This window comes from Polyangiaceae bacterium, from assembly GCA_015075635.1.
Taxonomy (GTDB): Bacteria; Myxococcota_A; Polyangia; order Polyangiales; family Polyangiaceae; genus JADJKB01.
This window is the reverse complement of the sequence record JABTUA010000003.1, coordinates 1573417-1591819: the sequence shown is the minus strand read 5'-3', so window position 1 is coordinate 1591819 and position 18403 is coordinate 1573417. Positions and strand designations below refer to the sequence as shown.

Annotated in this window: 14 protein-coding genes; 5 read left to right on the top strand and 9 right to left on the bottom strand. The window is 69.6% G+C overall.

Annotation, left to right across the window (positions count from 1 at the left end; all coding sequences use genetic code 11):
* Nucleotide 1: 1 nt before the first annotated feature.
* From HS104_37700 to HS104_37675, 6 genes are all read right to left on the bottom strand, one after another.
* Complete coding sequence (locus tag HS104_37700) at nt 2-1012, bottom strand: metalloregulator ArsR/SmtB family transcription factor (protein MBE7485693.1); 1011 nt, start codon at nt 1010-1012, stop codon at nt 2-4.
* 77 nt (nt 1013-1089) lie between these two features.
* Nucleotides 1090-2394: a hypothetical protein gene (locus HS104_37695; protein ID MBE7485692.1), complete on the bottom strand. Its 1305-nt coding sequence runs from the start codon at nt 2392-2394 to the stop codon at nt 1090-1092.
* A 70-nt stretch (nt 2395-2464) separates the two neighbouring features.
* Entirely contained in the window at nt 2465-5164 is a 2700-nt protein-coding gene (locus tag HS104_37690) for a hypothetical protein (GenBank protein ID MBE7485691.1), read from the bottom strand.
* A 402-nt stretch (nt 5165-5566) separates the two neighbouring features.
* Nucleotides 5567-6247: a TIGR00266 family protein gene (locus tag HS104_37685; protein ID MBE7485690.1), complete on the bottom strand. Its 681-nt coding sequence runs from the start codon at nt 6245-6247 to the stop codon at nt 5567-5569.
* 12 nt (nt 6248-6259) lie between these two features.
* A complete protein-coding gene (locus HS104_37680) occupies nt 6260-6934 on the bottom strand; it encodes a TIGR00266 family protein (GenBank protein ID MBE7485689.1) in 675 nt (224 codons plus the stop codon).
* Between the two features lie 14 nt (nt 6935-6948).
* Nucleotides 6949-7674, bottom strand: a complete 726-nt coding sequence (locus tag HS104_37675; GenBank protein ID MBE7485688.1) for a TIGR00266 family protein — start codon at nt 7672-7674, stop codon at nt 6949-6951.
* Nucleotides 7675-7841: 167 nt separating this feature from the next.
* Here HS104_37675 and HS104_37670 point away from each other — a divergent pair, with 167 nt between their 5' ends.
* Together HS104_37670 and HS104_37665 are read left to right on the top strand one after the other, a co-directional pair.
* Nucleotides 7842-8396 carry a methyltransferase domain-containing protein gene (locus HS104_37670; GenBank protein MBE7485687.1) on the top strand — a complete coding sequence of 185 codons (555 nt, stop codon included), beginning with the start codon at nt 7842-7844 and terminating at the stop codon, nt 8394-8396.
* A 151-nt stretch (nt 8397-8547) separates the two neighbouring features.
* Nucleotides 8548-10794, top strand: coding sequence for a DUF4339 domain-containing protein (locus HS104_37665; protein ID MBE7485686.1), 2247 nt, complete (start codon nt 8548-8550; stop codon nt 10792-10794).
* On the opposite strand, the gene HS104_37660 is transcribed toward HS104_37665, so the two are convergent.
* Complete coding sequence (locus HS104_37660) at nt 10787-12049, bottom strand: inner membrane CreD family protein (GenBank protein MBE7485685.1); 1263 nt, start codon at nt 12047-12049, stop codon at nt 10787-10789. The genes HS104_37665 and HS104_37660 overlap by 8 nt on opposite strands.
* Before the next feature lie 225 nt (nt 12050-12274).
* Here HS104_37660 and HS104_37655 point away from each other — a divergent pair, with 225 nt between their 5' ends.
* The gene (locus HS104_37655; protein ID MBE7485684.1) at nt 12275-14344 is read left to right on the top strand and encodes a serine hydrolase; all 2070 of its coding nucleotides are present in this window, start codon (nt 12275-12277) and stop codon (nt 14342-14344) included.
* A gap of 184 nt (nt 14345-14528) precedes the next feature.
* On the top strand, nt 14529-15461 hold the full coding sequence (locus tag HS104_37650) for a hypothetical protein (protein ID MBE7485683.1): 933 nt from the start codon (nt 14529-14531) through the stop codon (nt 15459-15461).
* A gap of 238 nt (nt 15462-15699) precedes the next feature.
* On the opposite strand, the gene HS104_37645 is transcribed toward HS104_37650, so the two are convergent.
* Together HS104_37645 and HS104_37640 are read right to left on the bottom strand one after the other, a co-directional pair.
* Nucleotides 15700-16047, bottom strand: a complete 348-nt coding sequence (locus HS104_37645) for a hypothetical protein (protein ID MBE7485682.1) — start codon at nt 16045-16047, stop codon at nt 15700-15702.
* Between the two features lie 259 nt (nt 16048-16306).
* A complete protein-coding gene (locus tag HS104_37640) occupies nt 16307-16987 on the bottom strand; it encodes a hypothetical protein (protein ID MBE7485681.1) in 681 nt (226 codons plus the stop codon).
* 96 nt (nt 16988-17083) lie between these two features.
* On the opposite strand from HS104_37640, the gene HS104_37635 reads away from it, so the two are divergent.
* Nucleotides 17084-18259, top strand: a complete 1176-nt coding sequence (locus HS104_37635) for a hypothetical protein (protein MBE7485680.1) — start codon at nt 17084-17086, stop codon at nt 18257-18259.
* Nucleotides 18260-18403: the final 144 nt, after the last annotated feature.

The following is an 18403-nucleotide window of genomic DNA, read 5'->3' as shown; positions in this document are numbered from 1 at the left end:
TTCAATCGGTGATCGGTTGCGACTGGCGGCGCGATCCCGCGCTCGCCACGGACTTTGGGCGGCTGCAGAGCAGCGTCAGGCAAGGCAGGTGAGCGTCCACGCCCACGCGCGCGAAGCTCGCCGGCACGCGGCTGACCTGGGCATGCTCGAGCCCCGCCGCGTCGGCGAAGACCCGGAGCTCTTCCTCCGAGAAGCCCAGCCAGACGTCGGCTTGCTGCTCGCTCATGCGCTCGTCGTCGTGCCGAGCGTAGTCGATGACCAGGATCTTGCCGCCGGGACGCGCCAGCTCGCCCAGGTCCCTGAGCGCTGCCTTGGGCCGCGGCGCGTGGTGGAGCACGCGCACCGCCAGCACCAGATCGGCGCCTCGACCCACGGCGGCTCGGACCTTCTCACCGCCGATCTGGTCCTCGATCAGCGTGACGTTCTGGTAGCCGTGAGCCCGCACGCGCTGCCGAGCTCGCTCGAGCTGCGCCGTGCTGCGGTCGATGCCGACGACGCGGTCGTAGACGGGAGCGAGCAGGTCGAGCAGCACGCCGTCTCCCGTCCCCGCGTCCACGGCCAGACCACGTTGCTCGATCAGGCCGGCGAAGGCCGACAGATAGACGGGAAGCTCCGCCGAGACCTGGACCTCCGAGACGACGGGCTGGGCGAAGAACTCCCGCGTCTTCTGGTCACGTGAGGCGACCACCTCGGCGACCTTGGCCAGGCTGCCCTCCGCCTCGCACAGGCGGCGCCCGGCGCCGAGCGCATCGCCGACGACCGGATCTCGCTCGGCTTCGTCCGACAGGCGCATCAGCGTGCGTGTGCCCTGGCGCCGATCGGAGAGCAGCCCGGCTTGCCGGAGCGGGGCGGCGTGCCGGGACACGTTCGGCTGCGCCTCGCCGAGCAGCTCGGCCAGCTCCCCGACCGAGAGCTCCTCCTCGGCGGCGAGCGCCAAGAGCTTCAGCCGCACGGGGTCGCTGAGCAGCCGGTAGAGCTGCCAGCGGGTTTCGCTGCCGGGCAAGGACTGCATGCGCCCGGGATATGTATTCCTTCATTCACATAGATGCAAGTACACAGGAAATTCCGTGTAATACCGGGGCTCTGGCCTCAGGGGGCGGGGTTGGTCACGGCCTGTGGGACCTCGTCCGGCACGAAGCGCAGGTTGTCCAGGAGCACAGTGGAGTCGAGCACCGAGTCCCCCATGTCCCAGATCGCGAAGCGCAGGGTGATCACGCCCCGCGGCGTGACCGGCGATTGCGTGACCAGCCAGCCCGTAGCCGCGCGGTCCTCGAACCCGGTCTTGTCGAGCAGCCCAGTCCCGAGCGGGCAGTCGAACTGCTTGCCGCCGGCGGTCTGCGGCGAGCAGGCGCGCAGATAGGCGTTGTTCACGCTGACCGGGTTACCCTCGCCGTCGAAGGCGATGTTGCCGGACTGCGCGTTCTTCGGCGCCGGGAACTGGAGCATCACGAAGAAGTCGTTGTACTTCGTGCACACGTACTGCGGGAACTCGAACGTGAAGTAGTTGAAGTCGACGAGGAAGCTCTTGGCGTTGCTCGGCACGCGCACCGCGATCTCGAGCGCGGCCGGATCGTGCGTGGCCTTGTCCTTCTCCGTGATGACCTTGCACGACGGCGAGTCGATGGGGAACCCCGCCGGCGCCAGGCCGTCGGTGCCCATGTCCGCGCCGGTCACCGATTGATAATCGGCGTCGCCCGGCTCGCGCGCCGTGCCGCTCGAGAGCGCCAGGATGCGCGAGCCCTCGCGCGGCAGCGTGTTCGCGCCGAAGCTCGGCAAGAGGCCGTGGGACTTGTCGTTCATGCCGGTCTTGCCGTCCGCCATCACCCACTTGGCCTGGATCACGCCCCACTTCTTCTCGTCCTTGGTCGTCATCTGGCACAGGCCCAGGGCCCGGGCGCCGTTCAGCGGATCGGCGTCGCCGCTGCTGGTGATGGTGGAATCGCAGGCGGTCAGGTCGTCGGCGGTGCCGGAGCAGTCCTCATCGACCCCGTTGCCGGCGTAGTCGATGGCGCCGGGGTTCACCCCGGGGTTGTTGTCGTCGCAGTCGCCGTCGCCCTCGCCGAAACAGTCACCGTCGGCGTCGGTGCCGGTCGGCGCGCAGGCGGGGACCGCGCCGGTTCCTCCGGTGGAGCTGCCGCCGATGCCGCCGACGCCCGCGCCCCCAGAGGCGCCGCCCGAGCCCGCCGCACCGCCGGTGTTCGCGTTGCAGTTGCAGGGGCCGAAGGCGAGCCCGTTCTTGACGCAGGACTGTGTGCCCTTGCAGTCGCCGGGACCGAGGCAACTCCGGGTCGCCCCGAGCTCGCACAGCTTACCGTCGTCGCTCCCCGAGCTGCAGGCCACACCCACACCGAGCGCCAAGAGTCCGAGTCCAATCCAAGCCAGAGCTCCGCTCATCCGTCACCACCCAGCGTGCCAAAGAAGGCACGAGAGTAGCAGACGAGCGGAGCCCGCGGGGCCCGGCGCCTCACTCACACGGCGGAAGCTCGGCGCACGTCGCCGGATCGGTGCAGGCCGGGATGCCAACGCCCGTGCCGCCGCTGCCAGCCGTGCCCGGCTCGGAGCCAGCCCCGCCGGAGCCCACGCCGCCGGCGCCGCCCCCGCCAGTGCTCGCCGCACCGCCGGCGCTCGCCGTGCCGGCCGCGCCACCGGTGTTCGCCGCGCCGGCCGCGCCGCCGGTGCTCGCCGAGCCGGCCGCACCGCCGCTACCCGCACCGCCGCTGGCGGTTCCACCGGCGCCGCCCGCGGCAGTCCCGCCGGAGCCGCCGGTTGCGCCGCCGCTGCCGCTGGTTCCACCGCTGCCGCCGGTCGCGCCGCCGCTGCCGCCGGTCGCGCCGCCGCTGCCGCCGGTCCCGCCAGTCCCGCCGGTCCCGCCGCTGCCGCCGCCCGTCGGAGCGCCGACCGTGCCGGACTTCGTCACACTGAAGGCGAGCACACCCGCCGCCGACGGCTTGAACGTGCCGCCCGGCTTGACGCTGACGACGAGCCCGCCCGAGCCGGCCTGGGTCGAGATGGAGTAGCCGGTCGCGGACGGCGCCACGTCCACCAGGACGTGGTCCGCGTCGAACCCGGCGTCCACGACGTAGCTCACGCTCGACAGGCTCATCGCGGTGAGCGACGGGAAGAGCACGATCTGCTCTCGGGCCGAGTGGATCTCCACGCCGACCGCGGCACCGCTCGTCACGTTGCCGTCGCTCGCCGACAGACGAGTCTGCTCCGGCACGCTGCCCGATGCGGTCACCACGCTCAGCCACTCCTGGCTGGCCGCTCCGATCGAGTGCGCCTCGATGCGCGTGGTCCCACCCGGCAGCGCGACGGTCTTGGTCTGCGAGCTCTTGGGCAAGAGCAGGCGCAGGCTGCCCGTGGTGGCGCCGCCCGATTTCACGTCGTAGCGGTGCTGCGTGGCGTCGCTGGTCGCCACCAGTGTGGGCGCGCTGGGCGTGTGGAAGGCCATCCAGCGGTCGGTGCTCGGCTGCGCCACCGTGGTCTTGTCGAACAAGACCACCGTCCCCGCACGCAGGTAGACCAGGTCACGGGTGTAGGTGAGCACGGGCTTCGCGCTGACGCCGTACTGGTCCTCGAGGCCGTGGGCGCGAGCGCGGACGTAGCCCCCGCCGTCGTCGTAGAGCTCGAGGTGCGCCTTGGACTTCGACGGGCTCGCGGAGTTCTGTCCCGGCGAGTAGGGGCTGCCGGGGTCCACCACGAAGAACGTGTTGTAGAGCCGACGCCCGCCGCCGCTCCAGCTGTCGGTGTATACGAAGTCCTCACCGGCCGTGCCGGCCGTCGACGGGATCCAACCGGTGGCGTTGACCAGCACGGGTGCACCACCGGCGACCACGCTGACGCCGCCGGCGTTGAACATCTGCTCTCCGGAGTCCTGCGCGTTGGTGTAGCGCCCCGCGCTGAGCGCCGCCCAGCTGGCGGTCGCGTCCCAGCTCGAACGCATCGCCACGTGTCCGGGACCCTCTGCCAGGTACGACAGGCCGTCGGTCTGGTAGCTCGCCTTCTTCAGCGCGGGGTCCCAGTACAGGAACTTCTGCCAGGGCGCGCGGTCGTCCGCCCCCTTGGCCACGACGTCCGCCGCGAAGCTCGCGGCAGCGGGCGCCTGCGGGTCACCGAGCTCCGCCAAGATCGTCGCGAGCGACGTGTACAGCGAGGGCGACGGCTCGAGGTCGATGCCGGAGCGAACGGTGCCCTGGTCGTCCATGCGAGTGAGCGAAGGCCAGGCGAAGTAGCGGAGGTAGGCCGCCTGCTCCCGCGCCTGCGGCAGCTGCGCGTTCCAGTCCAGGTTCTTCGCGGTCTTCACGCCCCAGAGGAACTCGGCCACCCCGCGCACCGCGCGCGGCCCGTAGCCCCAGCCCTCGGGCCAGCCGCCGCCCTTCATCCACGCGGAGTAGGTCGGCTTGACCAGCTGACCCCAGAGGTGGTTCTCGACATCGCTCCAGTACGCACCCGCTTTGGGGTTGTCCTGCTCGGTCGCGATCGCGGTGTAGGTCTTCGCGAGCAGGTAGCCGACGAAGTAGTTCGCGATCGGATCGTTCTTCGTGAAGCCGCTCTGGTCGTACCAGTCCACCCAGGTGTTCAGCGCGGTGACGACGCGTGTCTTCAGCGTGGCGTCGAGGGCGGGCAGGAGCCAGTCGTAGCCCAGCGCCATGCCCACGCCGTAATTGCGGATGCCGTAGCCGCTGTCGGTGGAGGGCTTCGCGCCGCCGGACGCTACCGGCGTGGACATCGCCTCCAGCACCTTGGCGCCGGTCGTTCCGTACTTGGTGGCGAGCGCTTCGTCCACGCCCTTCACCGTTCGGTAGCAGAGCGCGATGGTCTGAATTGCATCCAGGTATCCGTCGCCCTGGTAGCCCGAACCCACGCTCGTCGAGCCGGGGTAGGCGTTGCCGTTCGGCGGGTACACGCTGCCCGTGGTGTAGCCGTCGCAGACCTTCTTCAGCGCGACCCAAGCAGGGTCGCTCGCCGCAGCGCGGGCCTGCAAGCGCGTGACCACACTTGCCGTCAGGAACAGGCGTGACGACGTCGCCAGCGCGGAGGCCTGACTCGCCACCCCGTCCCGACAAGCCTTCTTCGGCTGGCCCGCGCCGCCGCCGCAAGCGACGGCCGAGAGCGCGGCAAGGAAGGCGAATTTGTCGAGTTTTCTGGGTGAGCGTTGCTTCATTTCGATGCTTCTCCTCTTGGGTTTCCGAGAGCTGGGCACGGTCCTTCGCGCTCGGGGCCGCGGCAGCTGCCGCGTCCGTGAAAAGCCCCACGACCGTTGGCGTCGGCAAGAAGCGACGCGGATGGAAAGGTCGTGTCAGCCGAGCGTGTGGTGCGCTGAGACCGCCAGGTGTTCGATGCTTCGTGAGTGGTCGGCGCCGTCGCCGTTCAAGCCAAGCTCATGAGTCGATTTCATCGGTATCCCACCGCGACGCATCGACACGAGAGACTCGCGCAACGCGCCCGGCGCCGAGAAAGCTAGCTGCGAACGCGGCTCGGGCAAGTCATAATTTCGTCTGTACGGAGATCACACACTCGTGTGTACGCAAGCCGCGCACATCGTCTCCCAAGAATGCTTCGGGTACTAACCGCTCTGCACCCTGCGGAACGGGTGAATGAAGCTGACCAGTCCGGAAGGGTTGCGCGTGCTGATCCAGAGCCGCCCCTGTCCTTGGAAGTTGCACACCAGGCCCTCGCCGCTGAAGAACAAGCTCTTCATGCCGCCGACCTTGTTCACGGTGTACTGAAGCCCACCGGTGAAGCCGACGATGTGCGACGTGTCACAGACGTAGCCCGCGGGTCCGACGTCCACGGCGTGAATGCCGCCGTAGGCGCAGAAGAACAGCGGTCCCGTGCCCTGGGCGACCAACAAGAACATGCCGGTGCCGCTGAAGAAGCCCTTCGCGCCGCCCCACTTGGTGTCGAGCTGCACGGTGGGCGCGCTCGCCAGGAACGCGCCCGAAGACAGGAAGATCGGCGTGCGACCGTCCATCTCGACCACTTCCAGATCGCCTTCGGGCCCCGGCGCGAACCACAGCTCCTGACCCGGCGCGGTCGCGGTGAAGGTGTTCTGGAACACGCTCTCGCCACCGAGCAGCTTGCGCTTGGCAGCTCCGAGGAGGCCACCCTGCATCTGCGTCCGCATCTCCATCGCGCTCGACTTGGCGACCATGGCGGCGCTCTCGACCAACAGCTGCTCGCCGGCCTGGTGGAAATTCACGCGCACCAGGCTGAAGTCCGGCTTCTCCAAGATCTCGTACTGCATGGCTCCGTCCTCTCAGCCCGACCGCGGCGGCAACAGCGAGCCGATGGCCTGCCCATAGCTGGCGGGGTTGCGCGTCTGGATCCAGATGCGTCCTTGCCCCTGGAAGTGACACACCAAACCCTCGCCCGACAGGTACGACGCGATCCAGCCGCTGCCGCTCTTGCCCACGCTGTAGCTGAGCGTCGAGTCCCAAGCGACCAGGTGACCGGTGTCGATGACCAGGCTGCCGTCGCACTGCATCTCCTGGATGCCGCCGAAGGCGCCGACCAGCACCTGGCCAGGGCCCTGACAGGTGGCCTGGAGCACGAACACCCCTTCGCCGGCGAAGAAGCTCTTGAAGCCGCCGACCTTGGTCTCGATGCTCACGTTGGGCGTCGAAGCGATGAAGCTCGAGCTCTGGATGAAGTAGCCCGGCGCGGTCATGTCGAGCACGACCATGTCTCCGCACAGCGAGTGCGCCAGCAGCACCTCGCCGGGGCCGTTCGCGGCGGTGAACGTGTTACGGAAGAAGCTCTCCCCGCCGAACATGCGCTTGAGCCCGCTCATCAGGCCGCCGCTCTGGGTCTGCATTTGCACATTGGTGCTTTTGCCCACCATGGCGCCGCTCTCGGCGACGACCGACTCGTTCGGGTCGAGGCTGACCTTGGCCAGGGAGTGAGCCGGCCGATACTGGATGTCGAAGTGCATCGGGACCGATCCTTTCAGGGCAGCAAGGGGGAGAGCCAGCTGACCAGCGAGCCCAGGTTGCGACTCTGCAAGTACACGCGCCCCTGGCCGGTGAACTCGCACACCAGCCCCTCGCCGGAGGCGAACAGGCCCATCATGCCGCCGCCGGGCCGCTTGACGGTCATGTTCAGGTTGCCCTCGTAGCCGACGATGTGGCCGTTATCGATCATGAACGGCTCCCGGATGTCGATGGCCTCGATTCCGCCGTAGCTGGTGAACCAGAGATCGCCCACGCCGCTCACCTCGAGCCAGAACGCGCCTTCCTTGGCCAGGATGCCCTTCAGCCCGCCGAACTTCATCTTGATGTCGATGTCACCGACGTGCGCCAGGTACGCCCCGGTCGAGAGGATCAGCTTCTCGCCGTTCATGCGCCGGTGGGCGACGTGCCCCGACATGGCGGGCGCGAGCCAGACGCGGCCGGCCTGCGCCGCGCTGAAGTGGTTCACGATGAAGGTCTCGCCGCCGATGAACTTGCGGATGAGGGCGATCAGCAGCGCCTTCAGCGTGGCGAGGAAGCCCGCCGACGGGGAGGCGTTCAGCTTGACCGCCATCTGCACGTGCTGGTTCCTCGCCACCATGGCGCCGGCCTCCGCGACCAAGGTCTGACCGGGAGCCAGATCGACGCGCAGCATCGCGAACGACGGCCCGTGCGTGATCTCGTGGGCGACGCCGGCTCCGACGCCGGGTGGCGCTTGTCCCATCGGCGGACCGGCCGATACCGGCTCCATCTGTTGCATGCGATTTCCTCCGCGTGTCGGAGAGGGGCGTACTCGGTCTGGCGGTCCGCCTCAACCGGCGCGACGGCGGCGCAACGCCAGCAGAAGCAGCAGGAGTTGCGCCAGCTCGTCACTTCGGGCAAGCCTGCCGGGTGAAGACCGATCGCGAGCGCTGGGACGAGCGACATCGTGTCGAGCGCGCTCGGCCGGCCCGAGCCCCGGACGGATTCGTGGTGGAGGTGCTCCACGCTCTCGGCCCCGGAGCCGGCCGGCGAGCGCTCGACCTCGCGTGTGGCACCGGCCGCCACGCGCTGCTCTTGGCGCAGCTGGGCTGGGCAACCGAGGCGTGGGACGTGAGCCCGGTCGCTCTCGAGGTGCTCGCGGAGCGGGCTCGAGCAAGCGGGCTCGGCGTCGAGACGCGCGCCGTCGATCTCTGCGACCGCTGGCCCGAGCTCGACGCGCCGGACCTGCTGGTCGTGGTGGATTTCCTGGACCGCGGCGTGTTCGCCGAGCTCCCGAGCCGGGTCGGTCCAGGCGGCAGCCTGGTGGTCTCCACCTTCACCGAGGACTGGCCGGAGGCGCACCCGAGCCCGCGATTCCGCCTGAAGAAGGGCGAGCTTTCCGCGGGCGTGCCGGGCCTCCGGACGCTCGCCAGCGTGGAGAGCGGGGGCCGAGCCGGCCTCTGGGCGCGCCGGGAAGACTCGTGAGCGGAGCGGCGTAACAGGGCCGGGACGGAACACGACCATGCACTCGAGCCCTACCTCTTCCCTGGAACCCGCGCGCACCCTCCGCTGGCCGTCGCAGACCGGCACAAACGATGGTAGAGCGCCCGACCGAGAGCCGACGGGAGACGCTGACTTGTCAGACGACGGATCCGATTTCTGGTTTTGCGCGAACGCCGACGGGTCGCTCAAGACCGTGGAGCGGCAGGAGCTCTTGGCGAACCTGCAGCAGGGTGCGCTCACGGGCCAGAGCTTGGTCTGGCGGCAGGGCTGGGCGGAGTGGCTGGCTGCCGGGCAGGTCGCCGAGCTGTCGAGCGCGGTGCCGGCCTTCGCTCGGGGAACGATCATCACCCCCAAGGCCGATCCCGATCGCACCTATCCCCCGCCGGTGCCCGTGCGGGTCGGGGCGCTGGAGCCCATCGTCCCGGTAGCGTCGAGCCCGGTGAACGACCGGCCCGGCACGCTGGTGATGCAGGAGGTCGAGCTCACCGGCTCCGACCTCGAGCCGGTCAAGCCGCCTCCCCCGTCGCGGGCGAGCGCGCCGCCGGCTCCTTCGCGTCGCGGCGCGGCGCTGCCGCCGCGGCCTGCGTCCTCCGCGCCCAAGGCCTCGAGCCCGGACAAGGCCTCTCCACCCCAGGCGAGCTGGGTCGAGGTAGCTTCGCCCACCCAGGTGACCGCGGCCGAGCCGACCATCACCGATCTCTCCAAGCCCAAGGGTCTGGAGCCGATCGTGCCCGTCGACTCGAGCCCACACCACGAGCCGGTGACCGGAATGCTGGCCGACGACGAGATCCAGATCGTCGATGCCGCGGCTGGGGCCGCGACGAAGGCGAAGGTGGAGAAGCCGCCGGCGTCGCTGCCATCCCTCGACGGTCTGGCAGCGATGGTCGAGGCCAAGAAGCCCAGGCCCGCGCCCATGATCGCCATCTCCAAGCCGGCGGCGCCAGTCCCGGCTGCAACGCCGCTGGCCCCGGTGATCGTCCCGCTCGAGGAGCCGGTGAGCGAGGGTCCGACCCAGCTCGCCGACGCCATCATCCCGGTGTCGGACCCCGACAACGAAGCGCCCACGCAGATCCACCCGGCTGCCCTGCGCCCGGACGCGCCGCCGCTGCCGGCCTACGCCATCGAAGAGGCCGTGCCGCTGCCGGCGCCGCCCGAGCCCGCGGCGTGGCAGACGCCCGCGCCGGCGGCGGTGGCACCCGGCTACGCTCCGCAAGCGGCGCAGTACCCCTCCTACGCCCCGCCCAAGAAGAAGGGCGCGCTGCCGCTGATCATCGGCGGGCTCGGTCTGCTCGGCCTGGTCGGCGCCCTGGGTGCCGGCGCGCTCATCTACTTCAAGCCCTGGGAGAGCGTCGCGGCACCGACGGCGAAGCCCTCGGCGACCCAGGCGACCTCCGCAGCCCCGGCGCCCGTCGCGGCGGCCCCGGTCGTCACGATCACGAAGGAAGCCACGCGGCTCTCGCCGGCCATCCAGCTCAGCGTGCCGCCGTACCTGTCGGTCAGCGGAGGCAAGGTCCTGGTGGGCTTCGCCGCGAGCGAGGTCGCAGCACTCGGCCTCGCGGTCGATCTCGGCAGCCTCGAGGTCGAGCAGGCCTTCAGCGCGCCCGCCGGCAAGAAGGTGATCGGCGTGGTGCCGGTGGCCTCCGAGAAGGAGCGCTTCCTGGTCGATCGCGAGGGGGGTGCGCTCGGACTGCCGCACAGCGTGGACGCAGATCCGGCGTTCACCCTCGGCTTCTCCGGCAAGGGCTACGCGCGCCAACCCAAGGGAGGCGCGGCCGAGGAGCTCTGGTCCGACGTTACCAACGACAAGGCCACGGAAGCGCGCGTGGCTTCCGTCGACGGTGTCGGCCACGCGGTGACCTTCCGCAACGCCGGCAAGGTCCGCGTGGGCTGGCTCAAGCCGAACGGCAGCAAGAAGAGCGAGCTCGGCAGCGTGGAGACCGAAGGCCGGGCGGGCACACCGACCGTCGCCGCGGGCGACCAGGGGATCTTGGTCGCGTTCGCGGCGAAGAGCGGCGACGACTCGCCGTGGAACGTGCAGCTCGCGAGCGCCAAGCACGGCGAGCTGCCGACGGCGTCGAAGAGCTTCACGCTCCCGTCCGGCGGCCCCGGCGGCGACGCCATCGCCCCGGTGGCGGCGGGCCTGCCCGATGGCCGCTGGCTGCTGCAGTGGACCGAAGGCGGCGCCGGGGAGCGGGTCGTGCGCGTGCAGATCCTGGGCGCCGATCTGGCTCCGCTGGGCGACGCGCTGCGGGTCTCGGCGGCCGGCAAGGAAGCCGGGCAAGGCGTCATCGCCGTGGCCGGAGACAAGGCCGCCTCGTTCCAGCTGGTCAAGGGCGACAAGGGCTACGAGCTCTGGGGCACCGCGCTCGGCGTCAAGTGACGCCGCTCTCGCGCGCGTCCCGCGCCACGGCACAACGATAGGGCGTGGCGCAGGCTGCGTGGGGCTCGAGGCTCGACTCCCCCTCGGACAGGTCCCGGCGCCCGGTGATCTGCATCAACACGAACAGCGTGAGGATGGCGCCGACCGTGATCGCGAGCCCGGTGAACCCGGTCCAGAAGAACGTGAACGAGAACAGCACCAGGTACAAGAGCTGAGAGACGCCGATCTCCCGGAGCGCGAAGCGCCAACCCACGAACAGGCGCGCGTAGCTCACCACCAGCGCGGTCGAGACGGCCGCCGCGATGGCGAACGACGGCGCGATCGAGACGTGGTCCACCAGGTAGGCGAAGAGCAGGTGGAAGGCGAAGAACGCGCAGCCCAGGAACAGATAGTGGAGAGGGTGGAGCAGCTTCTTCTGCGCGTGCGCCAGGATCGCCACCACGAAGAAGAAGAACAGCAGGCTCACCGGCGCGAAGAAGGTGATCTTCGAGGCCAGCGGCCCCGGGTTGATGCGCTCCGGCAGCGCGAGACCGATGGGTGAGCTGGCGACCAGGGTCTTGAACTCCCAGCTGCCGCGCCAGCCCCCTGCCCCGGTCTCGTGCTTCGAGGGGGAGAGCGTCCCGGGCAGGAAGTTGACCTCCTCGAAGTCCGTGCTGAGCGCGAGGCGAAAGTCCCGCACGTTGCCGGTGCCGGAGGTCAGGTCGTATTGCCAGCGGCTGGTGCCGCGGGAGCGATAGCGCACCTCGTAGCTCTTCTTCTGGTGCGGCGCGAGCCGGGTCGTCCAGCGCGCGACGCCCTGCTTCACCTCCGCGCCGACGCTCTTGTCGTCCTCGGTCACGTCGAACCCGTCGTAGAGCGCGTGCTCGCTCTCGAGCGGCAGCTCGAGGGTCACGTCGCGGCTCGCCGCGTCGGGGTTCTCGAAGCTGTAGCGCGCGCGGAAGTCCACGCCGTAGGTCGGAAACCAGACCAGTCCCTTCTTGCGGTGCTCGAGATCGAGCGTCACCTCGATGTCGGAGCCGGCGAGCGGCACGTCGCGCGCGGCGGCGGCGGTCGCCGGAGCCGCCGCCGGGTCGCGCGGCTCGAGCGCGACGGCGCGCGGCGGCAGCTGCCGCATGGGAGGACCCCAGAGCGCGAACACCCCGTCGCCCAGCCGAGAGAACGTCTCGTCGGAGCGGACCAAGAGCGTCGAGCCCAGGACCAACCAGGCCAAGGAGCAGCCGAGCCAAATCAGACCGATGGCAAGTAGTCGTCGCACGTCTCTGTACCTCCCGCTGTCGCTCCGGCGAACGAGGCGGAGACCCCGGAGAATTCCCGGTCTTGGGCGGAGCCGCGATTCTCCCCGAGAGCTGCACGCAATCTGCACGAGCCCTGCCGGGAAGAAGAAAGACGTGAACCGAACCGGGGCGGTCGTCACTTGACCTTCGTGGGCGGGAGCGAGCCTCGGTGGGCTTCGGCCCCGATCCCACTTCCTGGAGGATGAATGAATCAGCGTGTTTTTCGCACCAAGCTCGGCCTGAAGACCCTTTCGCTGCTGGCCTTGACCGCCCTCGGCACCGGCTGTGTGGGCGCCCCGGATGACCCGGCCGAACGCGAGGTCGGGGCCTGCCGCGAGGACGCGTCGTCCTCCGGGTGCGAGTCGGAGAGCGTCGCCAGCGCCGCCGAGGAGCTGAGCGTGAACACCTCGAGCAAGACACGCTGGCAGCGCACCGCGCCGTTCCAGGACTCCGCCAAGCTGCAGGAGCGACTGGCGGCCCTGGACGCCGCCAACACTCCGATCTTGGACATGACGTCGAGCGCCGACGGCGCCTGGGTGATCACCACGGCGAGCACGTACTACACGGGCGGCACACTGCCCGGGAACATGGCCTTCTGGCTCAGCTTCCTGAAGAGCAAGGGCCAGACCATTCGCGCGGTCGACATCAACACCCAGGGCGGCTGGGTGATCATCGGCGACACGATGTACAAGACCGGAGGCGAGGTGAACCAGCTCGCGAAGGACAAGATCGCGCAGTACTTCGCCAACGGCTGGGCGATTCGGGACGTCGAGGTCAGCACGAACGGTTATGTGATCCTCGGGCAGGGAACGCTGGTCTCGTACGCGAACACCGGCGCGCAGCTCAGCGCTTTCCTGGCGGATCGCATCAAGTCCAGGCGTCGCATCGAGCAGGTCGAGATCGGGCTCGACGGCGGCTGGGTCGTGATCGCGGACCAGGAGGCGGCGGTCGCCGACGTGGCGCCGATCATCCGGGGCTCCCTGGCGGCAGCGGCGCGGGCCCAAGCCCACATGTCGAAGCTGATGCTGGGCCCAGGCGACGGCTTCGTCCTCTACAGCCACGGCACCGTGTCAGCCACCCCCGGGAATGCGATGGAGTCCATCGAATACGGCGCGCCCGGCGGACAGAACCTGTGGGAGCGCATGAGCGCCATCGGCGTACCCGGCGTGAGCATCGCGATCATCGAGAACAACCAGGTCGCCTACGCGCGCGGCTACGGCGTGCTCAAGCAGGGCGAGGACGCCCACGTGCTCGCGACCACTCCGTTCGACATGGCCTCGCTCTCGAAATTCATCGGCGCGCTCACCATGATGAAGCTCGACAGCGATGGTGCGTACAACTTCGACATCGACAACTCCGTGATGAACAGCGCGAAGCCTGGCGGCATCATCGAGGCGTGGAAGACCGAAGGCGAGGACGACCCCGGCACGTACGGCTTCGCGAACGTGGACATCTCGTCGCAGCTGAGCGTGGCGCACTTCATGCGCCACCAGAGTGACTTCGTCCCGTCCGGAGGCTCCCCCAGCTTCAACCTGGGCTCTCAGGGTCTGTTCGGCGCGACCACGCTGAAGCTCCTCCTCGGCTACGACTGCACCAACGGCTGCGGCTACAACGGAGTGAACTTCGCCTGGACCGCAGGCGGAGCCGGCCCGGTCGCTTCCAACTACGACAGCGTCAACTTCCTGGTGCCGCAGGCGGTGGCCGAAGACGTCACGGGGAAGCCGGCGTGGCAGCTGATGAAAGACTACTTCTTCACTCCCATGGGGCTCTCGAACATCAGCGGATACACCTCGTCCACGCTGTCGAGCCGCGCGGCCTGGCAGCACGACTCGAACGGTCCCAGGGCCACGCGCACGGTCTACCCGTTGACCTTCGCCGGTGGCGTCTACTCGGCGCCGATGGACTACGCGGAGATGATGATCCTGGCGCTCAACCAGGGCCGGGACTCGAGCGGCGTGCAGCGTCTGCCGGCCTCCGCCGTGAACCGCATGTTGCAGGTCCAGAACGGCAACGTCGGCTTCGGCGTGTTCGCGGACTTCAACGCGAACATCACGGAGGCCAACGACAACGCCTTCGTCCACAGCGGCAGCCACGGTGGTCGCGCCCGTACCTACATGTGCGGCAACCCCAGCCGAGATGCGGGCATCGTGATCGTCTTCAACGCGGACATCGGCGACGGACCGGACGCCGGAACCACCAACGACACGATCGACCTCCGCAACTACATCCTGGCTCGGTACATGGCGTCGGTGGGCTGGGCGGGAAACTGCCAGTGAGCGGAAGCCGGCGCTGACGGCGTCGCGAGACGCGGTGAATTCCCCCCGAGGCGCTCGACGTCTCGGGGGGAAGGCGCATTTTCCCGGTGGAGTCCGTGCTCGCCGTCGCCGCCTTCGCCCGCGTCCCCGCCCCCGCCCACCAAATCGCTGGCGGGGAAGCACCTCTGCTCGTAGGGTGCCGCCCGTGAAGACCGAAGACGACGACAAGCGGGACGACTCCGAGGACGACGACGAGAGCGGCGAGCAGCCGGAGAAGGACGTGAAGTCCAAGCCAGCCCGCGACGACGACGACGACGACGACGACGACGATGATGCTCGCGCCAAGGGGAGCGACGACGACGACGACGACGACGACGACGACGACGACGACGACGACGACGACGACGACGAGAAGCCTGCGACGGAGGTCAAGCAGCGAGCCGTCGAGGCAAAGCCGAAGAAGGCTGCGCCCGCCGCGGCTCGAACGAGCGCGGCGAAGCCGAAGGCACGCAGGCCGGCCGGCGCGCCCGCGCGAGTCGCAGCCCCGGCACCGGCGAGCTCGCCGATGTCCCGCGGCATCCTCCTGGCGGTCATCGGGATCGCGATCGGCGCCGCCGGCGGCTGGTTCCTGCGCGACGCTCAGGCCAAGGGGCGTGCGCCCTTCAAGCGCGCGGCAGCGCCGGCGTCGAGCGGGGTCAGCGGCGAGTGCAAGACCTGGCAGGACAAGATCTGTGGCGAATCCGGCGAAACGTCGGCGGGATGCGCTCAGGCCCGCTCGGCCGCGGAGCTGATCCCGAACTCGGCGTGCGGGATGGCGCTCGAAGAGGTGCCGAGCACGCTGGCGCGCCTGAAGGCCGCGCGGGAGTCCTGCACTGAGCTGGTCACCAAGCTCTGCACCGAGCTCGGCAAAGAGACGGACACCTGCAAGATGGTCACGGAGAAGACCGAGCGTCTGGCCCCGGAGAATTGCCGCTCCATGTTGGACAACTACCCTGCGGTCATCGCGCAGCTGAAGATGATGCAGGAGCAGGGCGGAGCCATGGGCGCCGGTCGCCCCATGGGCGGTCGTCCCATGCCGCCCGGTGGCCCCGGCGGCCCGGGCGGCCCGGGCATGCCGCCACCGCCGAACCCGCACTGAGCCGGGGTTGCTTGCTTTCCGGCCAGAGGCGGCGCCTGCTCTGCGGTGCGGCGACCGCCGTCGAACGGAGGCCCTCATGGGCGACAAGTCCCCCAAGGCGAAGCAGAAACACAGCAGCCAGAAGACCGCGCAGAAGGCGCAGAACAAGAGCGCGCAGGCCCAGAAGCAAGCGGCCCAGGGCGCGGCCTTCCTGAAGGACAAGAAGAAGTAGCCGAGGCCTCTCTGGGGCCACCGCGCGCTAGCGTCGGCGCGAGCGAAGCTCCTGCGCGGTCGAGCGCACCGCGATGGCCCAAGCGGAGCGGTAGGCCGCGCGGAACGGCAGGTCGCCGCCGACCGCCGCTTCCACCACTTCCTCCAGCAGCGCGGCTTCGGCGTCCGGCGAGTCAGCCGGCAGGCTGACCTGCACGAAGGGCCCCAGGCCGGGCCGCACCAGATCGACGCAGAAGCGCGTGCCGTCGGCGCCGCGCTCGACGCTGAGCAGCGCGTGCTCGCCATCGCGGAGCCAGATCATCCAGCGGTCGCGCTCCGGCGACACGAGCCATCCCAGGCCCGAGCTGCCGCGAACGATGGAGCGGGGGTCACCCATGGCGCCAGCGAGTTGCCGCGTCCCCTCCTCGCCTCCGCCGAGCAAGGCTGGGCGCGACCATCACAACAAGTAAGAGCGCAAGCCTAGCCCCTACCCTCGGCGGCGCAAACCAGCGGCGGCGCAGCTCGCGCAACGCCTCAGATTTTCGCGCAGAAATCCTCTGCAGCACGAGCCCCGCGCTGCGCGCTCGCAATCGGTGCGCGAGTCGGCCGCAGGTGCGCCCCGCGCGGCGGAGCGATGTGCATGTAGCGGCGCACGCTCAGCGTCCCGTAACCCGGATCCTCAACACGGCCGTCCAGTCGTTCTTCCCGTCGGGAGACTGGAAGTGGAAGCGCCACTCGCTCGGCCGCCCCACCGGACCTTCGGCGACGCGGACCATCAGCGTCCCGATCAGCTCGTCGCTGCTCGCCGGGAGGTGGCTCTCGCCGAACAAGACCTGCACGCGCTCGGCGACGGGCGCCGCGCTGGGCTCGAGCTGAGCCAGCTCGTGCAGCAAGCGCGGCTCCGGCACCGGTCGTTCGGCCTCCCAGACTGCCCAGAGCGCGGGCTGCTCGAGGGCGGCATACAGCACTTGCACGTCGCGCCCGGAGTCTTCCTCCAGCGCGAGCACCAGCACCACGAACATCCCGTCCGCAGGCGCGCTGCTCGACGCGATCACGGTGGCGCGCAACAAGTCCCGTTCGACTTTCACCCGGAGCGGAGCAGCGCCGGTCACTTCGATCGGGCAGAGCGCCCTGCCGACCAGCGCCGCGCGCCCGCCGCGGACGTGGTAGGCCCCGATCAGGAGCCGGGGCTCCACGCGCCCGCGGAACGGGCCGTCGTGCGCGCGAGCCAGCTCGAGCTCGTCGATCGAGACCTCGAGCCGCCGGGCGTGACCCTTCAGCGCGGCCCGTCGCTGCTTGCGGTTTCTCCGCTGGCGCGCGCGCCGGCCTCGTCCCATCGCGGCCGAGGAAGATAGCGGAGAGCGAGGCGTACAAGGCCGCACACGGACGCATGGGCGGCCCCCGCGGCCCGCTCGCCCGTGTACGGGGAAACCATGAACACCACGAAACTGCTGAAGAAAGCCATCACGATCACGGCCTTGCCCCTGCTCCTCTCGCTCGCGCCGGCCCTCGGCGGGTGCGGAGGCGCCGGCGTCTCCAGCGTCGCCCAAGGGCAGCGCTACGAGTCCGGGGACCCCACCTACGACGAGTTCTTCCGTCAGGTCCACGAGCTGTCGGTCCAGCTGTCGGCGGCGCCCAAGGCCGAGAGCCAGCTGCGTCTGGCCCTGGCCAAGGAGCTCGGCGTGGAGCCAGAAGAGGACGACGAGCCGGCAGCGCCGGTCGCGGCGAGCACACCCGCTCCCACGAACATGGATGGCACGCCGGCAGCACCGTCGCCGACCGACGCCTACGAGGCGCAGCTCAAGCAGAGCGCCATCAACGCCATCCCGGGTGCCTCCACGGTCAACGCAGTCTCCGCGCAGGTGGACCAGGCCAAGCAGACCGTGGGTCAGTTCAAGGCCCTGTTCGGCGGCGCCTCCACGCAGTCGCCGGAGCCCGCGCCGGCGAAGCCCACAGCCACGCCGGTGAAGAAGGCGCCCAAGGCGCCGAGCGCCAGCTTGGTGGCCAAGGCGGTCAAGACGCGCGCCAAGAAGCTCGACTTCGAAATGAAGCTGACCATCGTGGACGCGAAGGAAGCCAAGACCAAGATGCTGACCAGCGGCGAGAGCGCCGATGGGGTGAAGCTCGCCAAGTTGGTGGAGGAGACGGCGCAGGGTGAGCTCGAGCTGGTCGCCAAGATGCAGACCGCCAAGAAGAAGCTCGAGAAGCTCGCCACCCTGGGCGCTGCGCTCGAGTCCAACGCCGACGTGACCTTCCGGAAGTCGCGCGCCAAGCAGAGCGAGGTGAAGAAGAACCTCGCCGACGCCAAGGCGCTGATCGAGCTGATGGAGACCCGCGCCAATGACGTCAGCAAGAAGGCCGAGCTGATGGTCGCGAAGCTCGAGCAGGCGGCGGCCGCGGAGCTCGCCGAGCCCGCGCAGCCAGAGGCGAGCGCCGTGGCGCAGGCCGAGGTGAAGGCCGCCCCGGCGAAGGCGGAAGCGCCGAAGGCGGCGGCGCCCGAGAAGAAGGCCAAGAGCGAGGAGCCGGCCAAGAAGGCCAAGGCCAAGCCCCAGCCCCAGCGCGCGCGCGCGGCGGCTCCCAAGACGGCGATGGCCGACTTCGAGCCCTGAGCCCGAGCCCCAGCCCCTAAAGCCCGGGCCCCCCGGGCTTTGGCTTTTTGTGCGGAATTACTCGGAATTTCCGAGCAGCCCCCGGTTAGAGCACAAAAACCTACATTGTGCGTTCATGTATTGAAGTAGTTCACAATGTGATAT